At 55.2% G+C, this 10,682-nt stretch carries 7 protein-coding genes; 5 read left to right on the forward strand and 2 right to left on the reverse strand.

Going from position 1 to position 10,682, the window contains the following annotated elements; genetic code table 11:
• Positions 1–123 precede the first annotated feature (123 nt).
• The 5 genes from ftsH (at position 124) to ABX962_RS02835 (ending at position 7,780) form a co-directional block, all read left to right on the forward strand.
• The gene (ftsH, locus tag ABX962_RS02815) at positions 124–2,178 is read left to right on the forward strand and encodes an ATP-dependent zinc metalloprotease FtsH (protein WP_372716410.1); all 2,055 of its coding nucleotides are present in this window, start codon (positions 124–126) and stop codon (positions 2,176–2,178) included.
• 14 nt (positions 2,179–2,192) lie between these two features.
• Positions 2,193–3,341 carry a ribosome small subunit-dependent GTPase A gene (rsgA, locus tag ABX962_RS02820; RefSeq protein WP_372716412.1) on the forward strand — a complete coding sequence of 383 codons (1,149 nt, stop codon included), beginning with the start codon at positions 2,193–2,195 and terminating at the stop codon, positions 3,339–3,341.
• A 178-nt stretch (positions 3,342–3,519) separates the two neighbouring features.
• Complete coding sequence (locus tag ABX962_RS02825) at positions 3,520–6,462, forward strand: serine/threonine protein kinase (RefSeq protein WP_372716414.1); 2,943 nt, start codon at positions 3,520–3,522, stop codon at positions 6,460–6,462.
• A 126-nt stretch (positions 6,463–6,588) separates the two neighbouring features.
• Complete coding sequence (locus ABX962_RS02830) at positions 6,589–6,981, forward strand: hypothetical protein (protein ID WP_372716416.1); 393 nt, start codon at positions 6,589–6,591, stop codon at positions 6,979–6,981.
• A 121-nt stretch (positions 6,982–7,102) separates the two neighbouring features.
• Positions 7,103–7,780 carry a DUF1080 domain-containing protein gene (locus tag ABX962_RS02835; RefSeq protein ID WP_372716418.1) on the forward strand — a complete coding sequence of 226 codons (678 nt, stop codon included), beginning with the start codon at positions 7,103–7,105 and terminating at the stop codon, positions 7,778–7,780.
• A 14-nt stretch (positions 7,781–7,794) separates the two neighbouring features.
• On the opposite strand, the gene ABX962_RS02840 is transcribed toward ABX962_RS02835, so the two are convergent.
• Together ABX962_RS02840 and ABX962_RS02845 are read right to left on the reverse strand one after the other, a co-directional pair.
• The gene (locus tag ABX962_RS02840; protein ID WP_372716420.1) at positions 7,795–8,784 is read right to left on the reverse strand and encodes a DUF1559 domain-containing protein; all 990 of its coding nucleotides are present in this window, start codon (positions 8,782–8,784) and stop codon (positions 7,795–7,797) included.
• A gap of 248 nt (positions 8,785–9,032) precedes the next feature.
• Positions 9,033–10,295 (reverse strand): HEAT repeat domain-containing protein, encoded by a 1,263-nt coding sequence (locus ABX962_RS02845; RefSeq protein WP_372716422.1) that lies wholly within the window; start codon positions 10,293–10,295, stop codon positions 9,033–9,035.
• Positions 10,296–10,682 lie beyond the last annotated feature (387 nt).

Below are 10,682 nucleotides of genomic sequence, written 5' to 3' on the forward strand. Positions count from 1 at the left end.
TATGACAATTTTAACAACAAAAAACGCTCGTTAGGACGGGGGTTGGCGTGATCGCCAAGCCAACGCGGGATAACGAGTGAGCAAGAGAATAAACCTCCGGGTGAAGGCTGACAAAGGAAACCGATGGATAAAAGGTCCGACGAGAAAGATTCGGAAAAGGGTGGCAGCGGCGCGAACAAACGTGGCAACAACACGTTTCTGATCGCGTTGGTGGTCGCAGGATTGATCGCCATGCTGTTCATGAATCGTGGCGCGAACATTGCCGAGGTGTCCACCAGCTTCTTCCTTGATGAACTCGCTAAAAACAACGTCGAAGCGGTCCAGATCGGGGATCAGCGAGTCTATGGAACGTTCAAGGTTCGCCCCGAAGCCCCTCCGGTGATCGAGGATGGCAAGCTAAAGCCGCAGGTCGATGACGAGGGCAAACCGGTCCGGTTGGCCAAAGAGTTTGTTTTCCGTCAATCCAACGATGCGGGGGCGACGGTTCGATTGCAGGAGCGATTGGAGGCGGCCGATGTCGATTTTCGCGTTCTCCCCCCTGATAATTCGCAACAGATCATCAGCATCATCGCGTTTATCATTTTGCCATTGGGAATCGTTTTCTTTCTGTTCATGATGCTCCGCCGCACGCGAAGCGACATGATGGGAGGCGGGTTTTTGTCAGGATTCAGTAAGAGTCCTGCAAAGTTGTTCGAAGCATCCGACAAAATGATCACCTTTAACGAGGTGGCCGGACTTGAAGGGGTCAAGGCGGATCTGCAGGAGATCGTCGAATATCTCAAAACGCCTGAAAAGTTTCAGCGACTCGGCGGGTTTGTCCCCAAGGGAGTGTTGTTAAACGGACCTCCCGGTACCGGTAAAACCTTGTTGGCTCGCGCCGTGGCAGGCGAAGCGGGAGTGCCGTTCTTTTCGGTCAACGGTAGCGAATTCATTCAAATGTTCGTGGGCGTCGGAGCCAGTCGCGTTCGCGATCTGTTCCGCACCGCCAAAGAAAACAGTCCATCGATCATTTTTATCGACGAAATCGATGCGGTCGGACGACAACGTGGCGCCGGCGTGGGCGGAGGTCACGATGAACGCGAGCAGACGCTGAACCAGATTCTCGGCGAAATGGACGGCTTTACGCAAAGCCAGACGGTGATTGTGATCGCCGCCACCAACCGTCCCGACGTTCTCGACCCGGCCCTGCTGCGTCCGGGACGTTTTGACCGTCACGTCACCGTGGGGCGTCCGACGATGAAGGGACGCGAAGAGATTTTCAAGGTCCACGTTCGCGATGTACCGCTTGGTGACGATGTTGACCTCAAGCGACTCGCCGCAGGAACGGTTGGTTTGACCGGTGCTGACATTCGGAACATGGTCAATGAAGCGGCGTTGTGGGCAGCTCGGCAAGACAAAAAACTTGTCGAAATGAGTGATTTTGATTTTGCTCGCGACAAGATCCTGATGGGGGCCAAACGTGAAGAGGTCTTGCAAGAGAGCGAGAAGGAAAAGACCGCCTATCACGAGGCCGGACACACGTTGACCGCATGGCATCTCGATGGAGCCCACGTGGTCCACAAGGTCACGATCATTCCACGTGGTCGCGCCCTGGGCGTGACGCAGTACGTCCCTAGCGAAGATCGTTTGAGCATCAGCAAGCGAGAGCTCGAGCATCAATTGATCGTGTTGTTGGGAGGCCGTGCGGCCGAAAAAATCGTTTACAACGAAACCTGTGTCGGGGCCGAAAATGATCTCGAACGCGCCACCAGTATCGCGCGGCGAATGGTCACCCACTGGGGCATGAGTCCCAAGGTGGGACCGGTCAGCTATAAGACCAGCGACGAAGATCCGTTCTTGGGGCGTGAAATTCACCAATCACGTCAATTCAGCGAGCATACGCAAGAATTGATCGATGAAGAAGTCGCACGGATTCTGTTGGAAGCCGACCAGAAAGCCGAGCAGTTGCTACGTGAACATCGCGGTGAACTCGAGACGATCACGCGTTCGCTGCTGGAGCACGAAGAGCTTGGCGAAGCCGAATTGACCGATCTGATCGGGATCTCGATTCAAGTGCGCAATCGTAAGAAAGGTGATCCGCCACCGGTCGAGCAAACGCTTGCTCCGGAAAGCGGTGCCGACCATAGCCCTGGTTCGGCCGTCGGAGGTCATTCCAATTCGTCACCGCAAGAGAGTTAGCGGATGGCGTCTTAATGGCCAAAAAGAAACGCGGAAAACAACGCACTGACTTTCGTAAGAAGTATCAGGGTCGCGTTCGCCAAGGCGACGTGACGCGAACCTTCCAGCAAGGCGATGTGGAAAAGCTTGCCGATGTGGTGCATGGAGAACGCGTCAGCGGCAAAGGCGAGCTGACGCGAAAGCGGACTGTCAACAATCCGACGATCGAGCAGGACGAGGACGGCGTGACCTCGTCGCCGGATCAATCGCTGATCAAAGGACGTGTGATCAGCGTTCATGGGTTGCGCAGCAAAGTGCTTGGCGAAGACGGGGTGTTCTATGAATGCGCGATCCGCCAGGTGCTGAAATCGCTCAGTATCGAACAACGCGGAGTGATCGTCGCGGGCGACCGCGTCTTTTTTCGCGCCGAATCTCCTTCCGATGGCATGATCGAAAGCATCGATCCCCGTAGCGGCGTGATTAGCCGAACCAGCCGGGGGCGACAACATGTGATCGCAGCCAACGTCGATTATCTGCTGATCATCACCAGCGCGGCACAACCGGGATTGAAACCGGCACTGATCGATCGGTTTTTGTTGACCGCCGAACATTGTGGGGTCGAGCCCGTGATCGTGATCAACAAATTGGATTTGATTGATCCGGTGCCCTTGCAACCGATGGTCGGGGTGTTTTCATCGATGGGCTATCGCGTGCTCGTCACATCGGCCGAAGATGGCACCAATGTCGGCTATTTGAGGGCCTTGTTGGCAGGCAAACAGACGGCGCTCGCAGGCCAAAGCGGGGTCGGAAAAAGCAGTCTGCTCAACGCGATTGAGCCCGGACTCGGATTGGCGGTGTCGGCCGTCAGCCAGGATAACGAAAAGGGACGCCACACCACGACGGCCACAACGCTGATCCCCTTGGAAGGGGGTGGTGCTGTGTTTGATACCCCTGGAATTCGTCAATTTCAGCTGTGGGACATCGGATCGAGCGAGGTTTCGGCGTTAATGCCCGATCTGAGGCCCTACGTGAGCGGCTGTCGCTATCCAAATTGCTTGCATCTAAGCGAAGATGGGTGCGCGGTCAAAGACGCGGTGGCCGATTCTCGCATCGATGCTCGGCGTTACGACTCGTACTGCCACCTGATCGAGGAATTGCTTGGCGAAGAAGCAACGTTTCGTTGACCGACTTGGCCGCCCTGACTAGACTAGGAAGCGTTGCGAAAACAGACAAAAACACGCACAAGTCATCGAGTCGAGCTGTTGGAGACCGCTCGATCGCAGACACCTTTTCTCTGTCATTGATGCGTTGCATCAATCGTTGTTTGATGCCTTTGGACGCATCCGCGTTGGTGATCTTTTTATGGCTGACGAATCAATTCGAACGGATGCATCGACCATTCGTCGTGGCAAGGACGACGATTTGAGTGCCGGGGATGCTCCGCCCGAATCGAGTTTGATCAAGTCTGCGGAGATTCAGGAAATTGCCGAAGCGAGAACGGTCATTCGCGGATCCTCTCGCGCTCACGCCGATGAATCGGCCTGGAACAAGCTTGATCGCACGCCTGCCTCGGTCGCCAACGTCTTGCTTGGCAAGCGGTTGAACCATTTTCTGTTGGAAGATTTTATCGGCGGTGGCGGGATGGGGGCGGTGTTCCGCGCCCACGACGAGCAATTGGACCGGACCGTTGCGATCAAGGTGATTCCGTTCGTAGGCGATGATCCCGATCTAAAGCGTCGCTTTCGCAACGAGGCGCAAAGCGCGGCAAAGTTGGATCATCCGCGAATCGCCAAAGTGTTCGATGTCGGCACGTACGATGATTGGCACTACATTGTTTTCGAGTACATCCAAGGAACGAATATTCGCGACTTGGTTCATCGTGAAGGCGTGATGTCGGCTGACCAAGCGGTCTTTTATACCTGTCAACTTGCTGATGCGATCCAGCATGCCTCGGATCGCGGGATCGTGCATCGTGACATCAAACCATCGAATGTGTTGATCGGCGATGGGCAAACGATCAAGCTTGTCGATATGGGGCTGGCACGCTCTGACAACTTTGAATTGAGCGAAGACATGACCGCCAGCGGGGTGACGCTGGGGACATTCGACTACATTTCGCCCGAACAAGCCAACGACCCGCGAGATGCGGACTTGCGAAGCGATATTTATTCGCTGGGTTGCACGCTGTATTTCATGCTGACGGGGCAACCGCCCTACCCCGGCGGCACGATGCTGCAAAAGTTGATCAATCATGGCAAAACGCCGCCGCCGGACGTGCGTCAGTTGCGAAGCGAGGTCAGTGGTGATTTGGCGGCAGTCTTACAAAAAATGTTGGCTAAACGGCCTGAAGATCGCTATCAGACCGCGATGGATTTGATTGCCGATCTGCAAGAAGTGGCTCGCCGCGAAGGCTATGAACGCGTGCAAACCTTGGGACCGGTCACGGTCAACAACAGCGGTCCGTTGGTTCAATTGATCGAGCAACATGCACCGTGGTTGGTGGCGTTTGCCTTGTTGATGATTACCGCGGCATGGTTGTACGTGGCATCGGATCTTGCGCGAGACGATTTTGCGATCGTGGTGCCGCAGCGTAATAGCGTGGTCAATTTGTCGGTGCAACGTTTGCCCGATGTCTCGACTGAAAACGGGGCGTTAAGTCCAGAAACTGCAAACGGTCGGCCGCGAGCCGCCGTTAATGGGAGTGCCGACAGCGTGCCACCATCGTCAAAAGGTGCAGCCACGATAGCACCAAGTGGTTCCAGTCGCGACCCAAGTGCTGCGGCGGTTGCATCAGAGCGTTCACCCTCGGATCCGCCTCGCATGCGTGATTTACCGGTCCCCGAAGAACTTGGCGGACCTGCGGCATCGAGCACGACCATGAAGGAAACGCTCGATCCGACGACAACGGTTGCGGCGGTGGATCGTCCTGCCAGCGAGCGTCCCGCTGCCGAACGTCCGCTTTCAAACTCAACAGCCAATTCAACCAAGTCGACTGCTGCGGCAGGGATCTCGGTGCCCAGCACAGCCAATCCTCGAGCGATTCGCGTTAGTTTGTCGATCTCGGGTTTAGTTTCGGACGAGTATGACGCGGAAGACTATGCGTACGTCTCTTCGTTAGCGCAAGCGATCAAGTTGTCGAGCGAACTTGGCGTCGATCGAATTGAAATTGCCGAACCGATGATCCGCAGTGCTCCTATCAAAATTGATCGCGATGGTTTGGTGATCAGTTCAAGCGTCGGTGGCAGCATCGTGGTGTTTGATTCGTCCGATTTGCCTTCGATTCACCCTGTGGAACTGTTCGATATCGGATCCAATCGAATCGACTTAGAAGACTTACATCTGGTGTGGTCGGTCCCTGTATCGTCGATGGGGGGGGGGTGTTTGTTATCGCTGCAGGACAATCGACTTGTTCGTCTGACCGATTGCAGTTTGACGATCAAAAATCCTGTGCGTCATCCCGATGTCTATGCCATCGACGTGACCACGCATGCCGATGCGGTCCGTTTTCAAGCGATTGGCCGAACCCCCTTGCTCGCTGACTCATCGCAGTCCTCGGCAACGGGGTTTGAAAATGCGGACACCTCGTCCGATGCCGTTTCCGGCACGGTGACATCGGGACCTTTGCCACTGGTGTCGATTGAGATGTACAACGTCTGTATTCGTGGCGAGATGACGATGTTGCACATGGATGTAGCGGCGGAGCTGCAGATGCGTTGGGAAAACGGTCTGCTGGCGGTCACTGGACGGATGATTGATACGGCAGGTGCGGTCCGTCAACCACCGCCATCGGCGCGTCCGATTCAGTTGTTGTTGGACCAAGTCATCGCGATGGCCCCACGTGGCTTGGTGCGAATGCGGTTAACCGCGACCGGCCCCTACCCATTGCCGGTCGACCGTGACGCCCGCAACTGCGTGTTCATCGTCAATCCAGATATTGCGGCCGTCGAAGTCTCGGGGCTCGATCCCCTTGAAAACGATCCCTCGCTGTTGATCCTGCGTGGAGAAGCGAACGCCTACGACACCCAGCCCGATCTGTCGGATCCGATGTTGCGATTGGTCGATTCGCAAGGAAACCAAGAGGTGGTGCGAATGGTCGATTTAAAAACAGAGCCACCGCAGTGGGCGGAGGAGCGTTCCCCAAGGTGGGCGGTGGATTGGGCCTCAGGAAACTTAAAAACGCAGCCCGCCAGCAGTCTGATGCCGGGCGATTTTCGCCAATATGGCTCCGTTATTAGTGGCTTTGACGAGCGGTCCTTGACGATCATGACCCCTGCAGATTTAGTCGAATTAGACGAAGAAAATTGAGTTTGATTTGACTTTTGGTCCGATCTAGGACTTAATAGTGCATTGTGTGGCTGTATCAGCGGTCGCACTTCCTGCCTCGCTCCAAGCTAGAGCCTACCTTAAATATCGAATTCGCGGAGAAAATGAATGAAACGTTTGGCAATCTGTCTCGGTTTTTTATGCTTGCTCATGACGCCAGCCATGGCAATTAGCGAATTTGGAAAGCAGTGGAAAAGCGAGTACCTCGGTGAAGGTGCCGATCCGGATTTCGTGAAAACGGGTAAGAAAGCCAATTGCTACGTTTGCCACGTGAAGGGTGAAAAGAAAGAAGAAGCCCGCAACGAATACGGCAAGGCGATTCACGAGTACTTGAAAGCCGAAGATTTCCCCAAAGAGTACATCAAAGATAATCCTGAAGAAGCCAAGAAAAAGATCCTCGAAGGATTCAAGAAGGCTGCCGATCACAAGAGCAAGGATGGCAAGAAGTTTGGCGAGAAAATCAAGGAAAACAAACTTCCCGCGACCGACGCCGGTCTCTAATCACGCTCCCTCCTGCTCGCTGATCCTAATGGCGAGTTCTGTTAGAGTTTTTTCGCTTGCCGACCGTTTGAGTTGGCAAGCGTTTTTTTTTAGCTTCCTCACGATCACAGTAAAGCACACCATGAATTGGATGATGAAACCGTTCGCGTCGATGTCACTGAGTCTGATGTTGGTCAGTCTCGCTACCGCAAACGACTCGGCTGTCGCGGACGAATCGGCTCCGCACAGCGAGGCTGGATTTGTCTCTCTGTTTGACGGCGAGTCGTTTGACGGATGGAAAAAGGCCGAAGAGAATCCCGAGTCCTGGGTGATCGAAGATGGCCAACTTGTTTGCAAAGGCGAGCGTTGTCATCTGTTTTATGTCGGAGACCAAGCTCCGTTTAAAAACTTTCATTTCAAGGCCGAAGTCATGACCACGCCCGGCAGCAACGCTGGGATTTATTTCCACACCAAATACCAACCCAAGGGATGGCCCAAATACGGGTACGAGTGTCAGGTCAACGTGTCCCACCACGACCCCAAAAAGACGAGCAGTTTGTACTCGGTCAACGATGTCGCCGACCCCGGTGTGAAGGACAATCAGTGGTACACGCAAGAGATCATCGTCAAGGGGCGGCACATCGAGTTAAAGGTCAATGGCCGGACGCTCGTGGATTACACCGAACCCGAGGGCAAAGAATCCTTCTCGGGTGATTTTGAGCGTCGTTTAAATGATGCGGGCACCTTTGCCCTGCAAGCTCATGATCCCAAAAGTGTGGTCTATTTCCGCAACTTGCGAGTCAAGAAACTCGCCGACTAAACGTCGCCGGTAGGCTACAAGTTGCTGCTGTCGAAGACCTCTTTGTCCGCTCGCGAGCCGATCGCGTGGCGGACTTTGTCATCCAAGCTGTCGGTCAGAAATTTGACTGACCCGTCGCAAAACAGGGTCACGACGCCGCCCACATGAAAACTGCCCGCGGAAATCTCGAGTTCCTGTTTGGGGGCGATGTCGAGGTTCAGTCGATGGTACAGCGACATCAATGCCTCGGAGAAATCCGATCCGTTCGCTTTTCCTTTACGGCGATCGAACTCAGGATGATAGACCGCAAAGTGGCTACAGATATCGCACTTCGGTTCGTCAATAAAACGCGTTTCGGCGCACAGCACCGTGTTGCTCAGCCCATCTAAAATCGCGGCAAACGTGATCGGCCCCGGCCAAGGCAATTTGGCCGGAACGTTGGGCGGGTCGAGAGGATGGCGTTCGAATTGACCGATTCGCAACACCCCGTTGCCTCGTTCCATTCCTAACAGCGACGAGTTCGAATAGCTGTCTCGCAGCACGTCGGATCCGGAATTTCCCAGATAGCTATTCATCGCTCGAGCCACATCGCTGCCATCAATCGCCAACCCGTTGCTGTCAAACAAGAACGTCGGGCCGGGTTCGGTGGGGCAGCGGTACATCGGTACCAACGTCGTAGCGAGTGTGGCCAGTTGTTTGCGATCCTCGAACGTCACCGCGCCATTACGCATCGGAGGCACCATTTCCCACAATGCATTCTGCTCGGCGAATGGCAGAATATCGGTGGTCCAACTGTAACCGTGACCTCCTTTGGCGCCCCACGGCAACGACCTGTACGCCGATTCATAGTTGTGGCATGCCAAGCCAATTTGTTTCAAGTTGTTCTGACATTGCATCCGCCTCGCCGCCTCGCGAGCCGCCTGGACCGCAGGCAACAACAATGCCACCAAGATCCCGATGATCGCAATCACCACCAGCAGTTCGATCAGCGTGAAACCGGTGGACGCAATCGACCCTAATCGCATCGATCTGTGTTTCCGCAGCGGTAGGGGGCGATTGGCTAACATTGCAAAATGGCAGACAGAGTGATTCAGTGTTTTTTAGGGGGGGATGCGGCTCAGCTTGTAGTTTAACCAGATCCGTTGATTTTGGAGCCTGGCGAAACTTTTTTCAGCTCTCGGCAGTGACGCCCGCCGGGATGAGAACGCGTGATTGGCCCCAAACGTCCCCCTCCCTTTTTTTGCATGTTGGGGCGGCGATGGGCAGCGCGGGGTTAAGGGTCGCGTCGGAGATCCCCGCTGCTACGCCCCAGTTTTGCCGCAAAATACTTTCGCCAAGCCAGTTTGTCATAGCCAAAATCGACGTTGGGTTCGATCATTTTCAGCAGCGTCAATACCGGCGGATTCTCAAGATATCGGGTCACCACCTTGGGTTTGCCGCCCATGGCCAACCCACCGCCTCCGCCGCTGCTCGATCCAACCTGCATCCCGGGGCCGGCGGGCCCCGTCTCGGTGTGCTTGGTGACCAAAGCATTGATATAGGTTTGGGCCAATTCGGGTTTGGGGAAATAGCTGAGCGCTCGCGCGGCCCGCAAGACATCGCCATTGTCCGAGCTTCCCAGCATATTGACGTAGGTCGCCACCGCCGAACCGCTACCGTATTGCTCGAGTTCCTCCATGGCGGCCTCGCGGATCACGTGGTCCGATTCCTGCACTCCCACCCGGACCAACGCTTCGACCGAGACCGAATTGTGGAAACGACCGAGGATTTCGACCCACAGCCGTTTCAGACGTTGGTTGTGGTTGCTCTGCAGCAATTGCTTGGCGATCGCCGAAGCGGCCAAGGGATCGTCGATCGCTTTGAGCGACGCGATGGCTTCGTCCCCCTTGCTGCCGCCACGCACCGCGACGCGAATCAGCCGGTCGACCTCTTTGATCCACTTTTTGGAGTCGACATTCGTCGCGTCCTGGATTTCTTCGATCGCGGCCGCCTCAGGCAACATCCACTTTCCCGCTACCGAGATCATGCCTCGCGATCGCTGCAGATCGCTGTAGCGAATCCACTTCCCATCCTCGTTTTTTACATAATCCAACGCCGCCCGTGCCTTGCTATGCTCGGGATCAAAGCGAATCGCCAATTGCATGTGAAATCGTTTGTAGGCGTCGGTGTTGTCTTTGATATTTGTGGCACACCAAATCGCTAGCTCGTATTGTAAATTGGCATCTTCCCCCGCGATGGCCACATTACGCAGGTATTCCTCCAGTTTGTCGGACGAAACCACCCGTCGAACACGGCTTTGAGGAATTGCGACGCTGATCTCGTCATCCACCGCGACGATGTCCATTTTCTTGTCATCCAGCCGCCGGACTTTGCCGCTAACGTGCCCCCCGCCAGAAATTTCGACCGTGTCGCCGCAAAGCGACGCGGGTTCCGTCACCAGGCTCAGTGCAGCGAGTGTCGCTGCGGCAAGGCTCAGACGCGGCAGGGAGCCCTGAGAGCTCGAATCTCGCTTTGTTCGCCGAATGAGTGCATGCATGGGAATTCGGGTGTCAGAAGAGTTTTTTTAATGTCGCCCGACGTCTCCGACGCTGGCAAGAACCACCACGCCGATATCGGGGGCATCCAGAGTCATCCGGCGACATAGGGCCGATGCCCCATTCTACACGCAGGAAAGCGTGTTGAGACGGGGCAATTTGTGAAGGTTCCTCCGGTTAGCGAAGCCTCGACCTCCCCTGCGGATGCGGTGGGCCACCACGAATCCGCAGAATCGTTCAATTCTGAACTCACAAACGCCGACAATCATACTTGACTAAGTAGATCATGTTTGTAGTATTTGGAAAACCAAGTCCTCAAAAGCTGACTGAAAGAACGATGTCTGCAGCCCATGCCCATTCGCTGGACACCAAGTCGAGCTCGCAAATGA

This window comes from Novipirellula sp., from assembly GCF_041583735.1.
Taxonomy (GTDB): domain Bacteria; phylum Planctomycetota; class Planctomycetia; order Pirellulales; family Pirellulaceae; genus Novipirellula.

What these genes read in the sequence shown, in the direction of transcription:
- ftsH (WP_372716410.1), top strand. Translation starts at nt 124, where the DNA reads ATGGATAAAAGGTCCGACGAGAAAGATTCGGAAAAGGGTGGCAGCGGC.
- rsgA (WP_372716412.1), top strand. Translation starts at nt 2,193, where the DNA reads ATGGCCAAAAAGAAACGCGGAAAACAACGCACTGACTTTCGTAAGAAG.
- ABX962_RS02825 (WP_372716414.1), top strand. Translation starts at nt 3,520, where the DNA reads ATGGCTGACGAATCAATTCGAACGGATGCATCGACCATTCGTCGTGGC.
- ABX962_RS02830 (WP_372716416.1), top strand. Translation starts at nt 6,589, where the DNA reads ATGAAACGTTTGGCAATCTGTCTCGGTTTTTTATGCTTGCTCATGACG.
- ABX962_RS02835 (WP_372716418.1), top strand. Translation starts at nt 7,103, where the DNA reads ATGAATTGGATGATGAAACCGTTCGCGTCGATGTCACTGAGTCTGATG.
- ABX962_RS02840 (WP_372716420.1), bottom strand. Translation starts at nt 8,784, where the DNA reads ATGCGATTAGGGTCGATTGCGTCCACCGGTTTCACGCTGATCGAACTG.
- ABX962_RS02845 (WP_372716422.1), bottom strand. Translation starts at nt 10,295, where the DNA reads ATGCATGCACTCATTCGGCGAACAAAGCGAGATTCGAGCTCTCAGGGC.